Below are 24,238 nucleotides of genomic sequence, written 5' to 3' on the forward strand. Positions count from 1 at the left end.
GATCAGTCAATTGTTTCCCTACCTTTTCGTACTACCCTCGAAAGTCGCACCGCCGGGTGCCGGTCGGGAGGGAAGACCCGCAGGAATGGGTTCCGTAGAGGTATCGCCCCAGATGGCCTTCGCACGCTTCGTGCGACGCGCCATCGACGACGCCCGTGAGGAACGCGGCTGGACCGTCACCGACCTGGCGTCCCACACCGGCGTCGGTCGCTCCACTGTGTTCCGTTGGCTCGCCGGGGACTGGCAGGACTATCCCGAGCTGGCGAAGGTGCGGGGCTTCTGCGCCGCGCTGGACCTGCCGGTCGCGGCCGCGTTCCGCGCGCTCGGCCTGCCCGACGCCGGTCCCGCGCCCCGTCGGCGCGTCGACGACGGCCCGGTCGAGGCGGACGTCCGGGTGATCCTGCAACGGCTGGCCGACCCGGCCGTGCCGGCCGAGGAGAAGCACCACATCCGCGATCTGCTGCGCTACCTCGCCCGCCGCCCGATCCGCCGCGCCGGCTGATCACCTCTGGTTGATGCGGCTCCGGCGAGGTCAGGGCACGGTCATGGTGAACTCGGCGGTACGCACCACGCCGGCGACCTGGAAATCCAGGTAGAGCCGGTACTGCCCGGGGCCGGGCGTGGTCACCCAGAACGTCACCGCCCCGTCGGCCGGCTGCGGCTCGGGGTGGACGTGCAGGTAGCCGAGATCCCCCTCGCGCAGGGCGACCAGGTGTCCGTACGCGCCCAGGTACCGCTCCAGCGCGACAGGCCCGCTCGCCGAGTCGAAGCGGAAGGTCAGCGGCACGGTCAGGCCGGCCTGGGGGGTGCCCTGGTAGCTGACGGTGAACCCGTCGACCGTGGCCGAGGAAGCCGCCGCCGGCAGTTGCCTCGGCTGGTAGCCGCCCGGCGCGGTCAGGTCGACCCCGAGGGTCACGGCGGTCTGCTGGCCGTCGTCGGCGAGGGCGGTGAAGTCGGCGTACGCCCGCCAGACGCCCGGCTGCGACAGGGTCAGTGGCACCGACCAGGTGCCGTCGGCCGCCATCGTCGGGTGCAGGTGCTGGTAGCCGGTCAGGTCGCGACGCACCACGATCAGGTGCATCGGCTTGTCGTGGACGATCGCGAACCGGGTCACCGGGCGGCGTTGCGCGTCCCGCACCTGGAAGCGCAGCTCGCCCGGGCGGCCGGCGGTGAACGTGGCGGCCAGCGGGTGCAGCGTGTAGCCGGCCGAGCTGACCGAGAAGCCGCCGGCCTGCGCCGCCGCGGCCTGGTCGGCCCCGTGCTCGTGGGCACCGGTGCCGGGCGCGTGGGTGTGGCCGCTGAGGGCGCTGTCCAGCCCCGCCGCCGACGGGCTCTCGGCGTTGAGCCGGCCGAGGCCGAAGCCGAGCAGGACGGCGAGCACCAGCCCGCCGACGACCAGCGCCAGCCGGAGGGTGCTCCGGTCCGGCACGGCCGACACGTGCTCCGGCCCGGCCGACTCCTGCTCCGGCCCGGCCGACGCTTCGGTGGAAGCGGCCGTGATCTGGTCAGGCACCGCCGCCGTCCCGCGCGCGTCCGGCCTGGTCATCGGTCATGCCGCCCACGCTACCGCCCCGCACCGTCGCGCCGGTCGGCCGGTGGTGCGGCGTGGCGACCGTCGCAGTCCTGCCCGGCCGGGAACTTTCCCGGCCCGACCGTGTCCCGCCACGGCGGTGGCTCAGCCGGCCACCGCCAGCGCGAGGGGAAGCACGTCGGGGGCCCCCGCCCGGCGCAGCTCGCGGGCGGCCATCGTCATCGTCCAGCCCGAGTCGACCAGGTCGTCGACGAGCAGCACCGGCCCGTCGAGCCCGGCGAGCGCGCCGGCCAGGTCGTCCGGCACGGTGAGGGCGCCGTGCAGGGCGCGTACCCGCTGGGCGCTGTTGCCACGGGAGCCGCCGGCCGCCGCGCCGCCCGGCGTCACCTGGCCGAGCAGCGGCAGCCGGCCCACGGTGGCGATCCGCTCGGCGAGCGAGCCGACCAGGCGGGGCCGGCGGCGCGAGCCGACCGCGACCACCCCGACGGGGCGGCGCGGCCACCGCTCGTCGCCGTGCGCCCACGCCTTCAGCACCTCGACCACGGCGGCGGCCACGTCGTCGGGAACGGCGACGTCCGCCGCCTCCGGCCCGACCAGGTCGCGCAGCCGGCCGCCCCACCCCAGGTCGGAGAGCCGCCCCACCGCGCGCCCCGGCAGCGCCTGCTCCGCCGGGGCGATCCGCCCCTTCAGGGGTACGCCCACCGCCTCCAGCCCGGTCGGCCAGAGCTTCTTCGGCGCGATCTCCACCCCGGGCCGACCGAGGAAGGTCTGCGCGGCGGTCAGGGCGACGTCCGACACGTCGGCCGTGAAGAGCGGGCCGGCGCAGCGGTCGCACCGGCCGCAGTCGGCGGCGCCGGCGTCGTCCAGGCACTCGCGCAGGTAGCGCAGCCGGCAGTCGGGCGTGGTCGCGTACTCCCGCATGGCCTGCTGCTCGGCGGTGCGCGCCTGGGCGACGCGGCGCAGCCGGGCCTCGTCGTAGACCCAGGGCTCCCCGGTGGCGAGCCAGCCTCCGCGCACCCGGCGGACCGCGCCGTCGACGTCGAGCACCTTGAGCATCAGCTCCAGCCGGGCCCGGCGCAGGTCGACGATCGGTTCGAGGGCCTGGGTGGAGAGCGGCCGGTCGGGGTGCAGGGCGGCCAGCACCGCCCGGACCTGCTCCTCCGGCGGGAAGGCGAGCGAGGCGAAGTAGCGCCAGATCGCGGCATCCTCGGCGCCGGGCAGCAGCAGCACCTCGGCGTGGGCGACGGCCCGGCCGGCCCGGCCGACCTGCTGGTAGTACGCGATCGGCGACGGCGGCGCGCCGAGGTGCACCACGAAGCCGAGGTCGGGCTTGTCGAAGCCCATGCCGAGGGCGCTGGTGGCGACCAGCGCCTTGATCTTGTTGTCGAGCAGGTCCTGCTCGGCGGCCCGCCGGTCGGCGTCCTCGGCCTGGCCGGTGTAGGAGGCGACGGCGTAGCCCCGGGAGCGGAGGAACTCGGCGGTCTCCCCCGCCGCGGCGACGGTGAGCGTGTAGACGATGCCCGAGCCGGGGAGCCGGTCCAGGTGGTCGGCGAGCCAGGCCAGCCGGTGCGCCGGGCTCGGCAGGTCGAGCACGCCGAGCCGCAGCGACTCCCGGTCCAGGCTGCCGCGCAGCACGAGGGCGTCGCCGAGCTGCTCCGCCACGTCGGCGGTGACCCGGGCGTTGGCGGTGGCCGTGGTGGCGAGCACCGGCGTGCGCTCGGGCAGGTTGCCCAGGAACGTACGCAGCCGGCGGTAGTCCGGCCGGAAGTCGTGCCCCCAGTCGGAGACGCAGTGCGCCTCGTCGACCACGAGCAGGCCGGTCGTGCCGGCCAACTTCGGCAACACGGTGTCCCGGAAGTCCGGGTTGTTGAGCCGCTCCGGGCTGATCAGCAGCACGTCCACCGCGCCGGCGTGGATCTCGGCGGTGATCTCGTCCCACTCGTCGAGGTTGGCGGAGTTGATGGTGCGGGCCCGGATGCCGGCGCGGGCCGCCGACTCGACCTGGTTGCGCATCAGCGCGAGCAGCGGCGAGACGATCACGGTAGGCCCGGCCACGCCGCCGCCGGGCCGCCCTTCCTCGCCCGGCACCCGCCCTTCCTCGCCCGGCACTGTGGCAGCGCCCTGGTCGCGCTCGCGCAGCAGGGCGGTGGCCACGAAGTAGACGGCCGACTTGCCCCACCCGGTGCGCTGCACGCAGAGCACCCGGCGGCGGTCGACCACCAGCGCCTCGATCGCCCGCCACTGGTCCTCGCGGAGCCGGGCGTGCTCGCCGGCCAGCCGCCGCAGCACCGCCTCGGCCCGTTCCCGTACCGCCGTCCGATCCTGGCTCATCCGGCATTTCTACCAGCGTCGCCGGGACGGGCGGGGGGCCGAGTGCACTACTTCCGGGATGTTGTGGCCTCGCCGGGTGTGGGAGGGGACTAGATCCCGGAAGTAGTGCACCCGGCCGGCCCGGGGCGGGCGGGACGGCGGGACGGGCGGGGGTGCGTCGTAGCCCTGTCGGTCGGGTTGCTCGCCGGGTGGGCGAGAGGGATCACGACCGACAGGGCTACGGTCCGCGCCGTCAGGGGCGGCGGGACGGGGGGCGTAGGGAGTGGCGGAGGAGCGCCACGCGGGGGGCGAGGCTGGCCAGGCCGCCGGGGAAGAAGTAGACGGCCAGGATGAAGAGCGTGCCGAGCACGAAGAGCGGCTGCGACAGCGGGTTGCTCAGGAACGCCGGCAGGGCCTCCACCGCGTCGGACGTGCCGAACGCGACCAGCCGGTGGTCCAGGTACATGTAGAGGATGCCGCCGATCACCGGGCCCCACCGGGTGCCCGGCCCGCCGAGCACCACCATGACCAGCAGCGCCAGGGTCCACTCGGAGGAGGTGATGTGCGGCGAGGCACCGCCGACGATCAGGACGTAGACCACGCCACCGGCCGCCGCCAGCCCACCGGCCAGGGTGAACGCCACCAGCTTGAACCGGTACGGGTCGAGCCCGAGCACCCCGATCCGCCGCTCGTCGTCGCGCAGGCCGGCGAGCACCCGCCCGGTCGGCGAGCCCGAGACCCGGTGCACCACGAGGACCACCACGACCAGGTACGCCAGCGCCAGCCAGTAGAGGTTGACGGTGTTGGTGACCCCGACCAGCCCCTCGGGCAGCCCGGACACGTCCAGCGGCAGCCCCTCCTCGCCACCGGTGAGCCCGCCGAAGTCGCGGGCCACCAGGATCGCCCCGACCTGGGCGAAGGCCAGCGTCACCATGGCGAAGGCGATCCCGACGGTACGCAGCGCCACCGCGCCGATCAGCGCGGCGAGGATCGTCCCGCCGGTGATGGCGAGCAGCCCCGCCTGCCACAGCGGCAGCCCCGCCTTGGTGACGAGGATGTCGGTGCCGTAGACACCGGCGGCGAAGTAGAGGGCGTGGCCGAAGGAGAGCATCCCGGTCCGCCCGTAGAGCAGGTCGTACCCGGCCGCCAGGCCGCCGAAGACCAGGCAGACGGCGAGCAGTTGCAGGGTGCCCGGGGAGTTCAGCGCCCCCTCGAAGATGCCCGGCAGGTGCAGCGTGGAGTACGGCAGGATCAGGGCGACCGCCAGCGCGACCAGCGGCAGGTACGGGCGCAGCCCGTGCCACCGTCGGCGCCCCGGCGTCAGCTCGTCGGGTACCGCCGCGGCCGGCGCCGGAACCTCGGGGCTCTTGACCTCGGTCATGCCGTTGCCACCTTTCCGGCGATGCCCTGCGGGCGCAGCAGCAGCACCACGGCCAGCAGCGCGACCACACAGATGTCGCCCAGCCCGGAGGTGCCGTAGTAGTTGACGAACTGTTGGGTCAGCCCGACGGCGACGGCCGCGTACGCGGACCCGACGACCGAGCCCATGCCGCCGATGACCACCACGATGAACGCGAAGATCAGCAGCGAGCCGCCCTGGCCTGGCGAGACGGTGCCGAAGTAGACGCCGCCGAGCGCGCCGGCCAGCGCCGCCGCCGCCCCGCCGATGGCGAAGACCAGGGTGAACGCCTTGCGCACGTCGATGCCGAGCGCGGTGACCATCTCCCGGTTCTCCACGCCGGCCCGGATGATCAGGCCGTAGCGGGTCCAGCGGAGGAAGGCCAGGATCGCGCCGAGCACCAGCACCGCGGCGATGATCAGCAGCAGGCCGCCGTTGGGCACGTTCGCGCCGAGGATCGAGGTGACCTGCCGGGTCCACTCGGGGCGCGGGAACGGCCGGGCGTCCGCGCCCCAGGTGGCCTGGAGCAGCGCCACGCCGGCCAGCGAGAGGCCGACGGTGACCAGCACCTGCTCGATGGTGCGGGAGTAGAGCGGCCGGATCAGCACCAGCTCGACCAGCACCGCAACGAGCGTGCCGGCGGCCACCCCGAAGGCGACCGAGACCACGAACCCGAAGCCGTCCGAGCCGGCGCCGGGCAGGTTGTGCGCCGCCCACCAGGTCCCGTACGCGCCGACGCCCAGGAAGACGCCGTGCGCGAAGTTGAGCACGTCGGCCAGGCCGAAGACCAGGGAGAGGCCGCTGGCGACCAGGAAGTAGAGCGCCGCCAGGCCGAGCCCGGTCAGCGTCAACAGGATGACGGTGTCCATCAGTGCTGGTCCTTCCGCGCGGCGGCCGGCGTACCGGCGGGGTGGTGTCCCTCCGCCGAGCCGACGCCCAGCAGCGACTTGGTCAGGGCGGTCTCCAGCAGCAGTTCCTGCGCGTCGCCGGTCCAGGCCACCTGGCCGGCGGCCAGCACCACCGCGTCCCGGGCGAGCCGCCGGACCACGGCCAGGTTCTGCTCGACCAGCAGCACCGGCACGGACTCGGCGACCCGTTCCAGCACCTCGGCCACCTCGGTCACCACCTTCGGCGCGAGCCCCTTGGTCGGCTCGTCGACCAGCAGCAGCCGGTTGTCGTTGAGCAGCACCCGGCCGATCGCGAGCATCTGCTGCTGGCCGCCGGAGAGCGAGCCGGCCCGTTGCCGTCCGCGCCGGTCCAGCTCCGGGAAGAGCGCGAAGACCTTGTCGTACGCCGGAGTGCTGCCCCGCCGCTCGGCGAGCCGGAGGTTCTCCGCGACGGTGAGCCCGGCGAAGACGCACCGGTCCTCCGGCACGTAGCCCAGCCCGCCGCGGACCAGCCGGTGGGTGGGCCGGGCGAGCAGGCTCTGCGCGCCCATCCGGACGGTGCCCCGCACCTCGCCGGCGGGCGGGGTGAGGCCGACGATCGCGCGCAGGGTGGTCGTCTTGCCCACGCCGTTGCGCCCGAGCAGGACGGTGACGCCGGTCGGGGCGACCGTGAACGACACCCCCTGGAGGATGTGCAGCCCGGCGATCCGGACCGACAGATTCTCCACGCTGAGAACGGGCTCGCTCATAGCGACTCCCCCAGGTAGGCCTCTTGCACGGTGGGGTTGGCCATCACCGTCTCCGGGGTGTCGCAGGCCAGCAGCGCGCCGTGGTGCATCACGGCGATCCGGTCGGCCAGCTCCAGGATGACGTCCATGTGGTGCTCGACCATCAGCACCGACCGGCCGCTGTCGCCGGTGAGTGAACGGATCACCGAGACCAGCTCGGGCACGTCCTCGGCGCTGACCCCGGCCATCGGCTCGTCGAGCAGCATGACCCGGGGCTCCCCGGCGAGCAGGAGGGCGATCTCCAGCTTCCGCTTCTCGCCGTGGGCGAGGGTGCCGGCCAGCGCCGTACCCCGGTGGGCGAGGCCGACCCGGTCGAGCGCCGCGTCGGCGGCGGCGGCGACCTCCCGGTCGGCCGCCGCCCGCCGCCACAGCTTCATCGAGCCCCCGCGGTGCGCCTGCACGGCGAGCCGGACGTTCTCCCGCACGGTGAGCGAACCGAAGACCGAGGATGCCTGGAAGGTACGGCCGAGCCCGAGGCGGGCCCGCCGGTGCGGCGGGAGGGAGCCGATGTCCTCCCCGTCGAGGGTGATCCGACCTTCCGTGGCCCGGCGGATGCCGGTGATCAGGTTGAACAGTGAGGTCTTGCCGGCGCCGTTCGGCCCGATGACGCCGAGGAACTCCCCGGGCGCCAGGTCGAGGTAGACGCTGTCGACGATGGCGACCTCACCGATCCGCCAGGTCAGACCGCGGGTGGCGAGCATCTGTTGTCAGCCCTTCATCGCCACGGCCGGCGGCGCGGACTCGTCCCCGGTCAGCGCCTTCTGGGCGGTGGCCGTGAACGCGGTGCCGCTGCCGGTCAGCTTGGCCTGGAACATCGGCTGGAGCAGCGCGTGGTCCTCGGCGCGGATGCTCATCTTGCCCTTGACCCCGTCGAAGCTCCAGCCCTCCAGCGCCGTGATCATCTTTTCGACGTCGTCGCCGCCCTCGGTGATCGCGCGGACGACCATCTGCGCGGCGGCGAAGCCGTCCGGGTGGAACAGGTCGACGGTGCCGACCTTGGCCTTCAGCGCCTTGGCGGCCTCGTTGTCGGAGGCGCCGTCGAAGTAGTGCGACAGGAAGGAGATCTTGGCGCCGGCAGCCCCGAAGGTCGGCCACGAGGCGCGGATGTCCAGGCCGGTGACGACCGTGGTGGAGGAGAGCACGCCCTGCTGGTCGAGCGTCTGCCACATGGCCGGGGCGGTGGTGCCGGCCCAGGCGACGAAGAGCAGGTCCGGCTTGGCGGACTTGATCTGGCTGGCGAACGGGGTGAACTCGGTGGCGCTGGCGGGAGCCCGGACGCTGCTCACGGTGGCGCCCGCGCCGCCGATGACGGCCTTCACGGCCGCCTCGTTGGCGTCGCCGAAGGCACCGTCCTGGGCGAAGACCACGACCTTCTTGCCGGCCGGGTCGCCGATGAACGACTTGGCGGTCACCACGTCCTGGTACGACTGCCGGCCGGAGCGGAACGTGTACTTGTTCGCACCGGTCACCGCGTCGGTGGCGGCCGGCCCGGAGATGAAGAGGACCTTGTTCTGCGCGGCGATCGGGGCGACCTGGAGAGCCACGCCGGAGGCGGTCGAGCCTGCGATGATCTTGTTGCCCTTGCCGATCAGGTCCTTGGCCGCGGAGACCGCCTTCGCCGGGTCGCCCGCGTCGTCGACCTCGGTGACCTCGATGGCCCGGTCGCCCACCTTGTTGGTGCCCTTGGTGGCGAAGTCGAGGCCGGCCTTGAAGCCCTCGATGTACTGCTTGCCGTAGCTGGCGAGGGCTCCCGACTGGGAGTAGACCAGGCCAACCTTCACCGGGGCGGCGCTGTCGCCGCCGCCGGAGGCGGTGTCCTGCGGGCTGCCACAGGCCGTGGCGGCGAGCGCCGCGGCCATCATGGTGGCGGCGGAGAGGAACACCCGCCGCGTCGTCCGGACCGTCATTGCGACTCCACGTGAGGACTCGGAGGTAGGGAACTCATTTGACGGCTCACGCTAGAAGTGACGTCACCCACGGGCTATGTGGCCGAAACACACAAGTAACAGAGGTGGGGTGGCCGACGGTTACAGCCGCGGCGAGTCGGCAGTGATGCCGGTCGTCCGCGATGGGCGCCCCCGCCATCGCGGGAAGCACACCTGTGTCGCCCCGCGCCACCGACACCCGCCGCAAGCCGTCGTCGCCGCGCAGACCATGGCGCAGCCACCGCAACCCGCAACACCGCCACACCCGCACTGTCGAGCTGCCCGCACGGACGGGGCGGCCGGGCGCACGCCGTCGCCCGCACCACCACCATCCGCCGCCTGTCGAGCTGCCCGCACGGACGGGGCGGCCGGGCGCACGCCGTCACCCGCACCACCACCATCCGCCGCCTGTCGAACTGCCCGCACCGATGGGGCAACGCACCGTCCCCACCACGATCAGCCGCCGCTGTCGACCTGCCCGCACAAACGGGGCAAACCGCACCGCCCCCACCACCAGCCGTCGCCCAACAACGGCGCCCGCACAGACGGGGCAGCTCGACAGCGTGCGGACACCCACCTACCGGCCGCGCCAGGTGGGCACGTTCCGCAGGCCGGCCGGCACCGACGACCAGGCAGGCCAGCGAGCAACTCCGCACATGGAGCCGGCCCGCCGCCCCGAGACAAGGGGTGACGGGCCGGGTAGGGCGGCGGAAGGTCAGCGCCGGGCCAGGCCCTCGCGGGCGGCGACGGCCGTGTCCGGGTGGTCGGTGAAGACGCCGTCGAGGCCGAGGCCCAGGAACAGCTCGTACTCGGCCTGGATGTCGCCACGGGCGTTCGGGTCGGTGCCGATCCGGAGGTCGGCCGGCAGGAACTGGTTCTCCGCGCGGAACGTCCAGGCGTGCACGGTCAGCCGCTCCCGGTGCGCGTCCCGGACCAGGGTGGTCGGGGCGAGCAACTTGCCGGCGGCGTCACGCGGGACGACCAGGTTCTTGTGCGCCCCGATGCCGTCGGCGTACGAGGCGATCCACTTCAGGCCGGCCGGCTTCGCCAGGTCCTGGTAGGTGCGGGCGTCCCCGGCGACGGTGAAGTCGTAGGGGCGGCCGGTGGCGTCGAGGAGCTGGGCGAGCCTGACGTCGGTCATCCGGTCGAGCTTGCGCAGGTTCGCCGTCTCGAACGACTGCACGATCACCGGCGAGTTCCGGTGGGTCAGCCGGTTGCGGCGCAGCACCTCGACCAGGGGCTCCTCCAGTGGCAGCCCGATCGACGCGAAGTAGGTCGGGTGCTTGGTCTCCGGGTAGACGCCGATCGTCCGGCCCCGCGCCTGCCCCTCGGCCCGGGCCAGGTCGATGACCTCCTGGAGGGTCGGCACCTGGTACCGGCCGTCGAAGGCGGTGTTCGCGACGCGCACCTGGGGCAGCCGTTCCTTGGCCCGCAGCGTCCTCAGCTCGGCCAGGGTGAAGTCCTCCGTGAACCAGCCGGTGACCGTGACGCCGTCGATGGTCTTGCTGGCCCGGCGGGCGGCGAACTCGGGGCGGGCGGCCACGTCGGTCGTACCGCTGATCTCGTTCTCGTGCCGCGCGACCAGCACGCCGTCGCGGGTGGCGACCAGGTCCGGCTCGATGAAGTCCGCGCCCTGCCGGATCGCCAGCCGGTACGCCTCAAGGGTGTGCTCGGGCCGGTAACCGCTGGCGCCCCGGTGGGCGATCACGAGGGGGCGGTCGGCCGCCCGGAAGGACTCGGCGGCGGGCGCCGGGGCGGCCGAGGCGGTCACCGTCGGCACGACCGCGGCGGCCGCGAGCAGGGCGCCGGCCACACCGAGGGCGGAAAGGGTACGTCGCAACGCCTTCTCCTTGTCGTCGAGGAATCGCCGCTCAGCAGACAGGCCCGGGTTGACGCCGAGTTGGTCGGCGGCTGGCCGGCGGGTGAACCCTCGGGATGCCGGTTTCCACACCCGACTCATGGTGGAAAAGGAAGATTGTCTGGTGCGCCGGTTCTTTCGTCACCCCGTACGGCTCGTGCCGATCGGCTTCCTGGTGACGATCCTGCTCGGCACCGGGCTGCTGATGCTGCCCTGGGCCACCAGCGAGTACCGGTACACGCCGTTCCTGACCGCCCTGTTCACCGCGACCTCGGCGGTCTCGGTGACCGGCATGGCCGTGGTGGACACCCCGAACTACTGGAACGAGTTCGGGCTCGTGATGATCACGGTGCTGACCCAGGTCGGCGGCCTCGGCATCGTGACCGGGGCGACCCTGGTGATCGTGGTGGTGGCCCGGCGGCTGGGGTTGCGCAGCCGGCTGCTGGTGCAGGCCGAGACCGCGGAGTTCGGCATCGGCGACGTACGCCGGCTGCTGCTGCGCATCGCCGGCCTCGCACTGGCCTGCGAGGCGGTGATCACCGCGATCCTGACGGCCCGGCTCTGGATCGCCTACGACCACCCGTTCGGCGATGCCCTCTGGGGCAGCGTCTTCCACGCCGTCCAGGCCTTCAACAACGGCGGGTTCGCGCTCTACACCGACAACCTGATCGGCTTCTCCACCGACGCCTGGGTCACCCTGCCGCTCGCGATCGGCACCATCGTCGGCGGGCTCGGCTTCCCGGCGCTGTTCGAGGCCGTCCGGGAGTGGCGGCAGCCGAGCCGGTGGGCGGTCGCCACCAAACTGACCGTCTGGGGCAGCCTGACCCTGCTGGTGGTGGGCTTCCTGGGGCTGTTGGTCGTCGAGTGGGCCAACCCCCGCACCCTGGGCAGCTATTCGTGGCCGGAGAAGCTGCTCGTGGCGTTCGCCCAGGACGCGTTCATCCGCACCGGCGGGTTCAACGTCGTCGACGTCGAACACCTGGAGGACGAGAGCTTTCCGCTGATCATCGCGCTGATGTTCATCGGCGGCGGCAGCGCCAGCACGGCCGGCGGGATCAAGGTGGCGACCTTCTTCCTGCTCGCCTTCGTCATGTGGGCGGAGCTGCGGGGCGAGCCGGACGTGACGGTCGGGCACCGCCGGGTGGCCACCGCCAGCCAACGGCAGGCGATCACGGTCGCGCTGCTCAGCGTCGCGCTGGTGGTCTGCGGCACCGTGCTGCTGATCTTCCTCACCGACGGGGTCCGCTACTACCAGGCGCTGTTCGAGGTGACGTCGGCGTTCACCACCACCGGTCTCAGTGTCGGCGTCGCCGCGACGCTGCCGGAGAACGGCCAGCTCGCCCTGATCGTCCTCATGTTCGTCGGCCGGGTCGGGCCGCTGACCCTCGGGTCGGCGATCGCCCTGAACACCCGCCGTCGGCTGTACCGCTACCCGGAGGAGCAACCCATTGTCGGCTAGGAAGACGGACGGCGGCAGCGTCGTCGTGATCGGGCTCGGCCGGTTCGGTTGTCACCTGGCCGGCTCGCTGACCGCGCTCGACCACGAGGTGCTGGCCATCGACCGCAGTCCCGAGCAGGTGCAACGGTGGTCGGCGCAGCTCGACCGGGTCGTGCAGGCCGACGCCACCGAGGAGGGCGCGATGCGTCAGCTCGGCGTGGCGGACTTCGGCCGGGCGGTGGTCGCCATCGGCGCGTCGGTGGAGGCGAGCGTGCTGTCGGTGCTGGCGCTGGCCGAGCTGGGCGTGCCGCAGATCTGGGCCCGGGCCACCTCGACGAAGCACGCCAAGATCCTGGACTCGGTCGGCGCGCACCACGTGATCTTTCCCGAGGCGGAGACCGGCGAGCGGGTGGCCCACCTGATCGTCAGCAGGATGCTGGACTTCATCGAGTTCGGCGACGACTTCGCCATCGCCAAGGTGTGCGCCCCCGAGGTGATGGTCGGCCGGCCCCTCGCGGAGCTGACGCCCACCGAGCGCCACGGCGTACGGGTCGTCGGGGTGAAGCTGCCCGGCGAACGCTTCCGGTACGCCACGGACACCACGGTGATCGCGTCCGGCAGCATGCTGATCGTGGAAGGGGACATCGGGCAGGTGCAGCGCTTCGCCGCGCTCAGTTGACCCCGGCGGACTCAGTCGTCGTCGCCCTCGTCGTCGTCATCGTCCCCGTCCCTTTCCTGGCTTACTTTTTTTCCACCACCCGCCTTGCCCTTGCCGGAGTTGTCCGACTTGGCCTTCGTCCCGCCGGACGTGCCGGCCTTCTTCGCCGGGGCCTTGGCAGCCGGGGCCTTCGTCGCCGGGGCCTTCGTGGGCGCGACGCTGGGGGCCGAGCCGGCCACCCCGGAGACCTGCACCCCGCAGGTCTCGTCGCCGACGCGGAACTCCACCGGCAGGGGGTTCGCGCCGGGGTGCCGGCCGGTCAGGGTCAGTTTCTCCGACGCCCCGGGGGCCAGCGCGGCGTGCTCCGGGCCGGGCTCCACGAGCACCGTCCGCCCCTGCTGGCGCACCGGGACGGGCACCGCCCTGGTCACCGTCTGCTGGCCCGGGAAGGAGAAGCTCATCCGCCAGTCACGCAGCTCCCGCCGGCCGGTGTTGGTCAGGGTCAGCTCGGCGGCGAAGTCCCTGCCGGAGTCCTTGCGCAGCGTGTACACGACCCGGCAGGGCGTCGGCTCCCCCGCGCCCATCCGGGCCTGGGTCGGCTGGTCGATGCCGCCGCTGGCCGGGCTGCGCGAGGTCACTCCCCACAGCGCCGCGGTCACCACCACCAGTCCGGCGGCGGCCACCCCCGCCTCGATCCGCCGGCGCCGCGTCGCCGCGCGCCGCCGGCGCGTACCCGAGAACGGCAGCGCGTCGGTGGCGGCGGACCAGGGCAGGATCGTGGTGCCGGCGGTGGCCAGGGCGCCCGGGTCCACCGGCCCCGCCGCCGGGGAGACCGGGACCACGGCGAGCATGCCGGCGGCCTCGGCGAGCGTACGGGCGACGTCGGCGGTGGCGGGCCGGTCACCGGGGCGCTTCGCGAGGCAGCGGCCCACCAGGTCGCGTACCTCGTCGGGCAGCCCCGGCAGCGGCGGCATCGGCTCCGGGTCGTGGTACATGTGCGCGTGCAGCATCTGGGTGGTGGTGCTCGCCTGCCAGGGCAGCCGGCCGGTGAGCATCCGGTAGAGCAGCAGGCCGACGGCGTACACGTCCGTGGCCGGCGAGACCTGGCCGTTGTCGAGCCGCTCCGGGGCCAGGTACGCGGGCGTGCCGAGCAGGGCGCCGTCCGGCCCCTTCTCCTTCTCCCCCACCAGCGCCGAGATGCCGAAGTCGACCACCTTCACGCCGTTGGCGGTCAGCATGACGTTGCCGGGAGTGACGTCCCGGTGCACCACGCCCCGGGCGTGCGCGGTGGCCAGCGCCGAGGTCACCTCCGCGCCGATCGTCACCGCCTCCCGCCAGGGCAGGCTGCCCCGGCGCAGCCGCCCGGTCAGCGACTCGCCGTCGACCAGCTCCATGACGACGTACGGCACGGTCAGGCCGACCTGCTCGGACTCGCCGTAGTCGTACACGTTTGTGATGTGCGGATGGCACAGCCGGGCGGCGGCCTGCGCCTCGATCCGGATGCGGTGCCGGAACGCCCGGTCGGCGGCCAGCCGGGACGCGAGCACCTTGACCGCCACCTGCCGGCCGAGCACCTCGTCGTAGCCGCGCCAGACCACGGACATGCCGCCCGCCCCGAGCTGCTCGATCAGCCGGTACCGCTCACCGAGCAGTTGCGCGCCGTCCCGGTTCCCACCACCCATGGGGGTCGTTGTTGCCCAGGGCCGTCCCGCCTACACCTCGACGGTCGGAATCGGTCAGGATTGTCACCCGATCAGGCGGTGGCGAGCAGTTGGTCCACCGGCGCGTAGTCGTCGGTCAGCACCAGCGCCTCGCCGACGAACCCGGTGAGGTCGGCGCCCGCCAGCAGGTTGACGTCCTCCCGCAGCTCGGCCAGTCGGGCGCGGACCGCGTCCACCGGCAGCGGGGCGTCGGAGGCGACGATGAGGAAGTTCGAGCCCTCCTGCCCGGCGAGCGCCGGCGCCGGGGCGATCAGCGCGACGTGCCGGAACTCGGCGGCGACGGTGGCCAACTCGCTGCGGATGAAGCGCAGCGGCGGATAGTCGATGACGTTCTGCACGTAGACGCCGCCCGGCCGGGTCACCCGGCGGACCTCGGCGGCCATCTCCCGGGTGGCCAGGTGCCAGGGCACCACCAGGTGCCCGAACGCGTCGCCGACCACGAGGTCGCGGCTGTCCGTGGCCTCCCCGGCGACCAGCATCCGGGCGTCACCCACCACCGCCCGCAGGTCCGGGCCCTGGCGTACGCCGAGCTGACGCTCGCCCAGCTCCACCAGCCCGCCGTCGATCTCGAACACGACGTTGTCGGTGCCGGGGCGGGTGGCGGTCAGGTAGCGCGGCACGGTGAATCCGCCGCCGCCCAGGTGCAGCGCGTCCAGTCGCTGCCCCGTCGGGGCGACCACGTCCGCCACCGCGCCGATCCACCGGGTGTACGCGTACTCCAGGTGGGTGGGGTCGGCGAGGTCCACGTACGAGTGCTGGGCCGAGTTGAGCAGCAGGGTGCGCCCGGATTCCCGGTCGGGGTCGGTCTCCACGCTGGCGCAGTGGTAGGCCGTCTCGATGTCGCACGGGTTCGGGGCCACCGTGGTCAGCCCGGCGCCGACGAGACCGAGCACCGCCAGGGCGGCCCTGGCCCGGGCCGGGCCGGGCAGTTTCGAGGAGTCCTGTCGGCGCAGCCACACCCCGAGGCCGAGCCCGGTGAGCCCGAGCGAGGCCGCCAGGGCGAACAGGATCACCGTGCTGGGCAGCGCGGCGACCAGCACGAACCCGGTGCCCAGGGTGGCCGTGATCCCGCCCAGCGTGCCGATGCCGGAGAGCCGGCCGACCACCCGGCCGGTGCGCGCCAGGTCGGCGAGCTGGAGCTTGACCACCAGCGGGGTGACCGCGGCGAGCAGGGCCGCCGGCACGAAGACGGCGAGGGCGACGAGCAGCAGGATGGCCGAGGCGGCCCCGCCGCGCAGCACCTCGCCGGCGTACCGGACGACGGGCAGGGTGACCGCGGTGGCGATGCCGGCCAGCACCAGTGCCGGGGCCAGCAGGGGGCGCGGGTCCCGCCGGTCGGCCAGCCAGCCGCCCGTCCACGCCCCGTAGGCGATGGCGGCCAGGGCGATGCCGATGACCGAGCTGGTCACCTGGAGGGTCACCCCGACATACGGCCCGACCAGCCGCAGCGCGGCGGTCTCCAGCACGAGGACGGCGCCGCTGGAGAAGAAGACCAGGAACGCGGCGAGGCCGTTGGGCAGGGCCCGGGCGGTCGGTGCCGCCGGCTGGACCGGCGGCACCGTGACGTCGGAGGATGGGGAGCTCACCCGCGCGATGGTACGCAGTGAAACTGGGCCTCCGGGTCAGTACATCGAGAGATGAACATGGTTCGTGTGGTCGGCGGCGGGGCTGCCGCTGCCGCCGTACGACTGCCAGCCGGTGCCGGGGTGCCAGATCTGCCGGTACCAGATCACGTAGAGCACGCCGAGCCGGCTGGCGTTGCGCACGTGCCAGGCGGCGAGGCTGTCCCCGTACGACTTGTCCCCGCCGGTGGCGGTCCTGTCCTCGAACCCGCCGACGGCGGCCGCGAAGTCGCAGGCCCGGCCCTTGGGGTGTTCGCCGGAGCCGCCGCTTCGGTAGCAGGAGACGTACCGCTTGTAGCCGGCCGCCTTGGTCTGTTGCAGGGCGTTGAGCGTGCGCGGGGTGATGCAGCCGGAGGTGGTCGGGTCGTTCACCGAGCAGGACTCCGACGGCCAGGAACCGTCCGAGTTGCGCGGCGCCGGCCTCGCCGAGGACGAGTTGCCGCCGCTGAAGCCGCCGCTGCTGCCCGAGCTGACCTCCGCGAGCGCCGCCTCGGCCTCCTTCTTCTTCTTCGCGATCACCGCGACCTGCTTCTGCTGTTCGCGGACCTCGGTGTCGATTGCGATCTTGGCCTGCCGCGACTGCTCACGCGCCTCGGTCAGGTCGCGCAGCCGCCTGCCGTCGCGCTGCGCCATCATGTCGAGGCTGGCCGCCCGCTCCAGGAACGCCTGCGGCGAGGCGCTGTTGAGCAGCGCCGACGCGGGCGTCAGCCGGCCCAGCCGGTAGGACTGGGCGGCCACCTCGCCGACCTGCGCGGTCAGCTCGACCAGCCGGCCCTCCACGGTGGCCAGCTCGCCGACCAGTTGCTTCTGCCGGCGCTTGGAGTTGTCCAGCTTCCCCTTGGCCTCGATGTGCGCCTTGGCGGTGGCCTCCAGGGCGTCCCGGAGCTTCTTGGTGCCGCCCTCGTTGGGCTCCGCGTACGCGGGAACCGCCCCGCCACCGAAGAGCAGCGCCACCGCGAGGAGGAGGGTGACCAGGGGGCGACGGGCACGCCGCCCAGCCGCCAGGGTGGTCGATGGGTGGCGGCCACGCCGCCCGACGGGCATGATCCTGCGCACGAAAGCATCCTTCCGTCGGCCGCCGGTCCGGGGGGTTGCAGCGTTGCTCGGCGGCGGCCCCGCCGGCGCCGGCCGGCGACCTGCTGGCGGAGGCCGGCGGTCAGGATACCGGACGGAGCGCTCCCGGCCGGGCCCGCGAAGGCCCGGCGAGCGGGCGTCGACGCAGTGTCGCCAGGTCGTCACCCAGCGCCGAGCAGCGCCTCGCGTACCTCCGCCCAGACCGCGTCGTTCACCGCGACCAGCAGGCCGTGGCCCTCGTCGGCCGGGTGGTAGTCGGTGCCGTCGAACCGCCGGGCGACCCCGCCCGCGGCCCGGACCAGCAGGGTGCCCGGGGCGTGGTCCCACGGCAGGGTGCGCCAGAAGAGCACGAAGTCCTGGTCCCCGGTGAGCACGTCCAGGTATTCCCGGCCGGCGCAGTGCAGGCCGGGCAGCAGTTCGCCCAGCCGCGCGCCGCCCGCCTCGACCAGTGCGCGCGGCGCGGCCGGCAGGGCGTGTGACATCGCGGCGCCGCGCACCGCGTCGAGCGCGGGCGCGCGGTCGCCGGTCCGCACCGGCCGGCCGTCGAGCCGGGTCCCCTCGCCGGCGCGCGCGACGGCCAGCGTCCCGGCGAGCGGGTCGAGCACCCACGCGGCGACGGGATCCCCGTCGGTCAGCAGCGCCACCATCAGCGCGAACGGCTGCCGGCCGGCGGCGAAGTTCGAGGTGCCGTCGACCGGGTCGACGAGCCACACGTCGCCGGAGCCGCGCAGGTGCTCCAGCAGGGCCGGGTCGTCGGCGACCGCCTCCTCGCCCACCACGACCGAGCCGGGGCGCAGCCGGCGCAGGGCGGCCGAGATCATCTCCTCGGCGCGGCGGTCGGCGACGGTGACGAGGTCGCCCGGCGCCTTCTCGCTGATGTCGGCGTCGTCGAGCTTGCGGAACAACGGAAGCACGACCTGGTCGGCGGTCTCGCGCAGCAGACCACCCACGTCGTCGAGCAGGGTGTCAGCCACGCGGCGGCAGCTTCACCACGCTGACGAAGAACTCGTCGATCTGCCGGACCACCGAGATGAAGCGCTCGAAGTCGACCGGCTTCGTCACGTACGCGTTGGCGTGCAACTGGTAGCTGCGCAGGATGTCCTCGTCCGCCTGGGAGGTGGTCAGCACCACGACCGGGATCCGGCAGAGCTGCTCGTCCTTCTTGATCTCCTCCAGCACCTCCCGCCCGTCGCGCCGGGGCAGGTTCAGGTCGAGCAGGATCAGGTCCGGCGCCACCACGTCGGCGTACTGGCCCTCGCGCCGCAGATAGGCCAGCGCCTCGGCGCCGTCGGAGACGACGGTCAGCCGGTTGCGGAGCTTGTGCTCCTCGAACGCCTCCTGGGTCATCAACACGTCGCCCGGATCGTCCTCGACCAGCAGGACCTCGATCGGGCTCTTGCCATCAGCCGGCGCGGTCATCCCACCGTCTCCCTCATGTCACCCGTTCTACCGCCTTCCGGCGCCCGACCGGGCCCGTCCGTGGCGTCCGTCTCCTCGGCGTCCCCGCCGGCCTGCTCGGGGATGTCGGCCCCGGGCTCTCCGGCCGGCTCGCCGCCGTCCTCGGCCGCACCCGTCGCCGGCTCGGCGGCCGACGCGGCTGCCGCCTCGACGTCCTCGGCGAGCGCGGGCAGCGTGAAGCGGATCGCCGTGCCCTCCTCGACGTCGGTGTCCACCCAGACCCGCCCGCCGTGGTATTCCACGATCTTCTTGACGATCGCCAACCCGATCCCCGTGCCCGGGTAGGCGTCCTTGGCGTGCAGCCGCTGGAAGATGACGAAGATCTTGTCGGCGAACTCCGGCTCGATCCCGATGCCGTTGTCCTGGCAGCTGATCTCCCACTCGTCGCCCACGAGGCGGGCCGAGACCCGCACCTTCGGCGGCACGTCGGGGCGGCGGAACTTGATCGAGTTGCTGACGAGGTTGGCCAGCAGGTTGGTCAGCAACGGCTCCTCGCCCCGGATGACCGGCAGTTCGCTCCAGGTCAGCTCCGCGTCGGCGTACTGGCGGGCCGCCTCCGTCTGACCGGCCACGTCGCCCATGACCTTGTTCATGTCGACCTCGGTGAAGCCGGAGGTGAGCCGGCCGATCCGGGAGAAGGCGAGCAGGTCGTTGATCAGGCGCTGCATCCGCTGCGCGCCGTCGACCGCGAACGCGATGTACTGGTCGGCCCGCTCGTCCAACTGCCCGGCGTAGCGGCGCTGGAGGAGCTGGCAGAAGCTGGCCACCTTGCGCAGCGGCTCCTGCAGGTCGTGCGAGGCGACGTACGCGAACTGCTCCAGGTCACGGTTGGAGCGGGTGAGTTCCTCGGCCTGCTTCTGGAGCTGGCTGTTGACCCACTCGATCCGCTCCCGGGCCTCCCGTACCTCGCTCAGGTCCTTGGCGATCTTGCGCCGCATCGCGTCCACGTCGTCCGCGAGCGTGACGAACTCGGGCGGGCCGGAGCCGACGATGCCGTGCTGGTAGTCACCCTCGGCCACCTCCCGGATCTGGTCGGCGAGCCCGGTCAGCGGGCGGATGACCATCTTGTCCAGGGAGATCAGCAGCACACCGCCCGCGAGAATCACCACGGCGACGGCGGCGACCAGCAGGATGACCAGCAGGTTGCTGGTCCCCCGGACGTCCTCCGCGCTGCGTTGCCGGGCCTCGAAGATCTCGGCCTGGAGATGGTCGATGGCGGCCCGGACCTCGTCGAACTGCTCCCGGGCCTGATCGGTGATGAGCGCCTGCCCGGCGGCGGTGCCGCGCTGCTCCGTCGTGGTGATCACCGGGACCGCCACCCCGCGGCGCCACGACTCGGCCCGCTCCTCGACGATCCGGATCTCCTCCCGGAGCCCCGGATAGTCGGCGGCCAGCCCCCGCATCGCGGCGACCAGGTCCGCCTCGCGCTTCCGGCCGGCGTCGTAGGGGGCCAGGTCGGCCGGGTTGCCGCTGACGGCATAGCCGCGGACCGCCGTCTCCTGGTCCAGCAGCGCGTTCAGCATCTCCTGCGCCTGCACCCGCAGCGGACCGGTCTTGTTGAGGATCGCGTCGATGTGCGACCGGTTCTTCGCCGCCAGGGCCACCTCGCCGGCGGCCAGGCCGACCAGGAGGACGGCGACGACGGTGAGCAGGACGACGACCCGCCGGCGCAGGGTCCAGTCGCGGACGGCCGTCACCGGCCACCGCCCCGGCTGACCAGCAGCATGGCGACGTCGTCGGCGAGCGGACCGCCGTTGATCTGCTCGGCGCGCCCGACCAGCCAGGCCGGCAGCTCCGCCAGCGGCACGGCGAGGGTCGCCGGGTCGGCGAGCAGACCGCTGAGGCCGGGCACGTCGAGGCGCTCGTCGCCCTCGCCGATCCGCCCCTCGATCAGGCCGTCGGTGTACATCAGCAGGGACCAGTCATCGGTGTCGAACTCCAGGTCGTAGGCCACGGGCCGGCGGGGTCGTACGCCGAGCAGAAGACCGCTGGGAGCCGGGACCGGCAGCACCTTGCCCCCGGCGAGCAGCAGCGGCGGCGGGTGCCCGGCCAACCGGACGGTGGCCCGGTTGGCGTCGAGGTCCAGCCTGGCGGTGGCGACGGTGGCGAAGATCTCCTGGGCCCGGCGCTCGCTCATCAGCACCTGCTCCAACGCGGGGAGCACCTCGTCGTCGGGCACCCCGGCGAGGATCAGGGCCCGCCAGGCGACCCGAAGTTCCACGCCCAGCGCGGCCTCGTCCACGCCGTGCCCGCAGACGTCGCCGACGATCAGTTCGAGCCGGTCGGGCCGGGTCTGCACCACGTCGAAGAAGTCCCCGCCGATCAGGGCGGCGTGCCGGCCGGGCCGGTAGAAGGTGTGCACCGCCACCGCGTCGGTGGTCATCAGCGGCTGCGGCAGCAGGCCCCGTTCGAGGCGGGCGGACTCGGCCTGGCGCAGCTCCACCTCGCGCAGCCGCCGGGCGTTCTCGTCGGCCCGCTTGCGTTCCACCGCGTAGCGCAGCGCCCGGGTCAGCAGCACCCCGTCGACCTGGCCCTTGACCAGGTAGTCCTGGGCGCCCTCGGCGACCGCGACGATGCCGAGGTGCTCGTCGCTGCGGCCGGTCAGCACGCAGACCGCGGCGCCGCTGGCCATCTCCAGCACCTGGCGCAGCCCGTCGAGGCCCTGCGCGTCCGGCAGGCCGAGGTCGAGCAGGACGCAGTCGACGCCCGTCACCCGCTGCCGGGCGGCGCTGAGGCTGGTCGCCACCACCAGGTCGATCATCGAGTTCGTCTCGGCGAGCAGCTCACCGACCAGGAAGGCGTCGCCCTCGTCGTCCTCGACCAGCAGCACCCGCAGCCGCTCACCGGGCGGCAGGTTGGGGTGCCGCCCCAGGCCGCCGTGCGGATACGGCACGACGGAGGAACCGGCCGAGCCGGTCCCCCGGTGCGGCCGGGCCACCGCCGCGAGTCGCGGGAGGTCGCTGGTGATGTCGGGCTCCTTCCGAGTGCCCTGCTGATCCTGTATTACACAACGTTCGCACACAACACGACGGGCGCCGTACGCGCGGGCATGGGCCGGATCACTGGCCGGCGGGGAAACGAGGCGGTGGCGGGCGAGCGTGGTCGGCACGGGGGAGTCCCGCTGGCGGCCTGTGGGGTGCAGGATGGTGCCCACCCCCTGCCCCGTCCCCGAGGAGAGCCCGTGGGCGCACCTTCCACCCGCGCCGCCGACCGCGCGCTGGCCCGGCCACGCCGCCGGGCGGTCGCCGCCGCCGCGGCGCTCGTCGCGCTCGTCGCCGTCGGCGCCGGCGCCCTGCTCGACCTGCGCACCCCGGCACCGCGCGCGGCCGACGCACCGGCGGGCGAGTTCAGCGCCGCCCGGGCGTACGGGCACGTCGAGGTCGTCGCCGCCCGGACGCACGTGGCGGGCAGCCCGGCCAACGACCAGGTCCGCGCGCACGTCGAGGGGACGCTGCGCGGCCTCGGCCTGGAGACCGAGGTGCAGGACACCGTCGCGCCCGAGGCGGGCCAGCTCAGCGGGGCGGCGGGCGGGGCCACCCTGGCCCGGGTCCGCAACGTGGTGGCCCGGCTGCCCGGCACCGACCCGACCGGCCGGGTCTTCCTCGTCGCCCACTACGACTCGGTGCAGTCCGGGCCGGGCGGCAACGACGACGCCGCCGGCACCTCGGCCATCCTGGAGGTGGCCCGCGCGTTGACCGCCGGCCCCCGGCCGCGCAACGACATCGTCTTCGTGCTCACCGACGCCGAGGAGGCGTGCCTGTGTGGCGCGGCGGCGTTCGCGTCCAGCCACCCGCTGGCCGCCGACGGAGGCGTGGTGCTCAACCTGGAGGCGCGCGGCTCCACCGGCCCCGTGATCATGTTCGAGACCTCGCGGAACAACGCCGCACTGGTGGACGTGTTCGGCCGGGCCGCGCCGCACCCCGTGGGCACCTCGTTCGCCGTGGAGATCTACCGCGCGCTGCCCAACGACACCGACTTCACCGCGTTCCTCGACGCGGACTTCGTCGGGCTGAACTCGGCGTACATCGACGGTGGCGCGATCTACCACACCCCGCTGGACACCGCCGCCGCCCTGGACCGGGCCAGCCTCCAGCACCACGGCGACAACGCCCTCGGCCTCGCCCGCGAGTTCGGCCGGGTCGACCTGACCGCGCTGGACTCCGGGCACGACGCGACGTACTTCCCGGTCCCGGGCGGGCTGGTCCGCTATCCCGGCTGGCTGATCCTGCCGCTGGCGTTGCTCGCGCTCGCCGCCGTGGTGGCCCTCGGCTGGCTCGCCCGGCGGCGGGGCCGGGCCACCGGGGGCGGGCTCGCCGCCGGGTTCGGGCTGGCGCTGCTGCCGATCGTGGTCGCCCCGCTCGCCGCGCAACTGCTCTGGGCGGCCATCACCGCGCTCCGGCCCGGCTACGCCGAGCTGCTCGACCCGTACCGGCCGACCTGGTACCGGTTGGCCGTGCTGGCGCTCGCCGCCGCGGTCCTGTTCGCCTGGTACGCGCTGACCCGCCGCCGGGTCGGCCCGGCCGCGCTCGCGATCGGCGGGCTGGGCTGGCTGGCCGTGCTCGGCGTGCTGCTCGCCGTGCTGGTGCCCGGCGGGGCGTACCTGGTCACCCTGCCGGCCCTGGCCGGCGCGCTCGCCGGGCTGGCCGCGCTGAGCACGCGGATCGACGGGCCGTGGCCGGTGGTCGCGACGACGCTGTCCGCCGCGGTGGCCGTGCTGATCCTGCTGCCCACTGTCGTCCTGCTCTTCCCGGCGCTCGGCATGGCGATGGGCGGGGTCGCCGCCCTGGTCGCGGTGCTGCTCGGCCTGGCCGCGCTGCCGGTGCTCGACCTGCTGCACCCCCGGGCCGGCGGGCAGCGCGGGCTGGTCGCGCTCCGGGCGCGCCGGCTCGGCGCGCTGCCGGCCGTCGCCACCACGCTCGCGGCCGTGGTCCTCGCCGGGGTCGGGCTCGCCGTCGACCGCTTCGACGCCGCGCACCCCGCGCCCACCCACCTGATGTACGCCCTCGACGCCGGCACGGGCCAGGCCCGCTGGCTCAGCCACGAGGAGGATCCCCAGCCCTGGACCGACGGGTACGTCGACGGGGTCACCGAGGTGACCGACTTTCCCGGGTTGGGCGACGCCGAGCTGCGCGCGGGCCCGGCGCAGGCGGCGGACCTGCCCGCCCCGAAGGTGCAGGTGGTCGCCGACACCACGGCCGGCGGTGAGCGCACCCTGCGCCTGTGGCTGGTCCCGCAGCGCCCGGTCCGCCTGGCCACGCTGCACGTCGACGCGGCGACGGCGACGGTGCTGCGCGCGGAGGTGGCCGGCCGGCCGGTGCCGGTGGAGGCCCGGGAGGGCCGCTGGGGCTTCGGGGTGGTCTTCCACGCTCCACCGTCGGCGGGCGTCGAACTGACGCTGACCGTCGCGCCGAAGGCGGAGCGGGTGGCGCTGCGTGCCATGGACGCCAGCGACGGCCTGGACGGGCTGCCCGGTTTCCGGCCCCGCCCGCCGGGCGTCGGGGTGGTCGGCTCGCACAGCTCGGAGATGCTCGCCGTCGCCCGCACCTACCCGCTCTGACGGGGTGGTCGC

The 24,238-nt window shown here is 73.8% G+C and carries 19 protein-coding genes; 4 read left to right on the plus strand and 15 right to left on the minus strand.

Annotated elements, in window-relative coordinates:
• The first annotated feature begins 85 nt into the window (after positions 1–85).
• Complete coding sequence (locus ABZ809_RS12000; protein WP_357562466.1) at positions 86–502, plus strand: helix-turn-helix domain-containing protein; 417 nt, start codon at positions 86–88, stop codon at positions 500–502.
• Positions 503–532: 30 nt separating this feature from the next.
• On the opposite strand, the gene ABZ809_RS12005 is transcribed toward ABZ809_RS12000, so the two are convergent.
• From ABZ809_RS12005 to ABZ809_RS12040, 8 genes are all read right to left on the minus strand, one after another.
• Positions 533–1,438, minus strand: coding sequence for a hypothetical protein (locus ABZ809_RS12005; RefSeq protein WP_357562600.1), 906 nt, complete (start codon positions 1,436–1,438; stop codon positions 533–535).
• A 237-nt stretch (positions 1,439–1,675) separates the two neighbouring features.
• On the minus strand, positions 1,676–3,862 hold the full coding sequence (locus ABZ809_RS12010) for a DEAD/DEAH box helicase (RefSeq protein ID WP_357562467.1): 2,187 nt from the start codon (positions 3,860–3,862) through the stop codon (positions 1,676–1,678).
• Positions 3,863–4,094: 232 nt separating this feature from the next.
• Complete coding sequence (locus ABZ809_RS12015; RefSeq protein ID WP_357562468.1) at positions 4,095–5,222, minus strand: branched-chain amino acid ABC transporter permease; 1,128 nt, start codon at positions 5,220–5,222, stop codon at positions 4,095–4,097.
• A complete protein-coding gene (locus ABZ809_RS12020; protein ID WP_357562469.1) occupies positions 5,219–6,109 on the minus strand; it encodes a branched-chain amino acid ABC transporter permease in 891 nt (296 codons plus the stop codon). Before ABZ809_RS12020 ends, ABZ809_RS12015 begins: the two co-directional genes overlap by 4 nt.
• Positions 6,109–6,876 carry an ABC transporter ATP-binding protein gene (locus ABZ809_RS12025; RefSeq protein ID WP_357562470.1) on the minus strand — a complete coding sequence of 256 codons (768 nt, stop codon included), beginning with the start codon at positions 6,874–6,876 and terminating at the stop codon, positions 6,109–6,111. Before ABZ809_RS12025 ends, ABZ809_RS12020 begins: the two co-directional genes overlap by 1 nt.
• Entirely contained in the window at positions 6,873–7,616 is a 744-nt protein-coding gene (locus ABZ809_RS12030; protein ID WP_357562471.1) for an ABC transporter ATP-binding protein, read from the minus strand. Before ABZ809_RS12030 ends, ABZ809_RS12025 begins: the two co-directional genes overlap by 4 nt.
• 6 nt (positions 7,617–7,622) lie before the next feature.
• Entirely contained in the window at positions 7,623–8,822 is a 1,200-nt protein-coding gene (locus tag ABZ809_RS12035; protein WP_357562472.1) for a substrate-binding domain-containing protein, read from the minus strand.
• A 733-nt stretch (positions 8,823–9,555) separates the two neighbouring features.
• Positions 9,556–10,680, minus strand: a complete 1,125-nt coding sequence (locus ABZ809_RS12040; protein WP_357562601.1) for a glycerophosphodiester phosphodiesterase — start codon at positions 10,678–10,680, stop codon at positions 9,556–9,558.
• A gap of 118 nt (positions 10,681–10,798) precedes the next feature.
• On the opposite strand from ABZ809_RS12040, the gene ABZ809_RS12045 reads away from it, so the two are divergent.
• Together ABZ809_RS12045 and ABZ809_RS12050 are read left to right on the plus strand one after the other, a co-directional pair.
• Complete coding sequence (locus ABZ809_RS12045; protein ID WP_357562473.1) at positions 10,799–12,157, plus strand: potassium transporter TrkG; 1,359 nt, start codon at positions 10,799–10,801, stop codon at positions 12,155–12,157.
• Positions 12,147–12,815, plus strand: a complete 669-nt coding sequence (locus tag ABZ809_RS12050; RefSeq protein WP_357562474.1) for a TrkA family potassium uptake protein — start codon at positions 12,147–12,149, stop codon at positions 12,813–12,815. The genes ABZ809_RS12045 and ABZ809_RS12050 overlap by 11 nt, the downstream gene beginning before the upstream one ends.
• Before the next feature lie 11 nt (positions 12,816–12,826).
• Here ABZ809_RS12050 and ABZ809_RS12055 read toward each other — a convergent pair whose 3' ends face one another.
• The 7 genes from ABZ809_RS12055 to ABZ809_RS12085 all read right to left on the minus strand — a co-directional run bounded on the left by ABZ809_RS12055 (position 12,827) and on the right by ABZ809_RS12085 (position 21,562).
• Entirely contained in the window at positions 12,827–14,476 is a 1,650-nt protein-coding gene (locus tag ABZ809_RS12055) for a serine/threonine-protein kinase (protein ID WP_357562475.1), read from the minus strand.
• Positions 14,477–14,547: 71 nt separating this feature from the next.
• Complete coding sequence (locus tag ABZ809_RS12060) at positions 14,548–16,101, minus strand: fused MFS/spermidine synthase (protein ID WP_357562476.1); 1,554 nt, start codon at positions 16,099–16,101, stop codon at positions 14,548–14,550.
• 36 nt (positions 16,102–16,137) lie between these two features.
• Entirely contained in the window at positions 16,138–17,181 is a 1,044-nt protein-coding gene (locus tag ABZ809_RS12065; RefSeq protein WP_357562602.1) for a hypothetical protein, read from the minus strand.
• A gap of 191 nt (positions 17,182–17,372) precedes the next feature.
• Entirely contained in the window at positions 17,373–18,185 is an 813-nt protein-coding gene (locus ABZ809_RS12070) for an inositol monophosphatase family protein (protein WP_357562477.1), read from the minus strand.
• Positions 18,178–18,630 carry a response regulator gene (locus tag ABZ809_RS12075; protein ID WP_334562146.1) on the minus strand — a complete coding sequence of 151 codons (453 nt, stop codon included), beginning with the start codon at positions 18,628–18,630 and terminating at the stop codon, positions 18,178–18,180. Before ABZ809_RS12075 ends, ABZ809_RS12070 begins: the two co-directional genes overlap by 8 nt.
• Entirely contained in the window at positions 18,627–20,366 is a 1,740-nt protein-coding gene (locus tag ABZ809_RS12080; protein ID WP_357562478.1) for an ATP-binding protein, read from the minus strand. Before ABZ809_RS12080 ends, ABZ809_RS12075 begins: the two co-directional genes overlap by 4 nt.
• Positions 20,363–21,562 (minus strand): fused response regulator/phosphatase, encoded by a 1,200-nt coding sequence (locus ABZ809_RS12085; protein WP_357562479.1) that lies wholly within the window; start codon positions 21,560–21,562, stop codon positions 20,363–20,365. The genes ABZ809_RS12080 and ABZ809_RS12085 overlap by 4 nt, the downstream gene beginning before the upstream one ends.
• 288 nt (positions 21,563–21,850) lie before the next feature.
• Between ABZ809_RS12085 and ABZ809_RS12090 the strand changes: the two genes are divergently transcribed.
• Positions 21,851–24,226, plus strand: a complete 2,376-nt coding sequence (locus ABZ809_RS12090; protein ID WP_357562480.1) for a M28 family peptidase — start codon at positions 21,851–21,853, stop codon at positions 24,224–24,226.
• The last annotated feature ends 12 nt before the right edge of the window (positions 24,227–24,238 follow it).

Origin of the sequence: Micromonospora sp. NPDC047074, from assembly GCF_040643815.1 — a bacterium.
In the GTDB taxonomy this organism is placed as follows: domain Bacteria; phylum Actinomycetota; class Actinomycetes; order Mycobacteriales; family Micromonosporaceae; genus Micromonospora.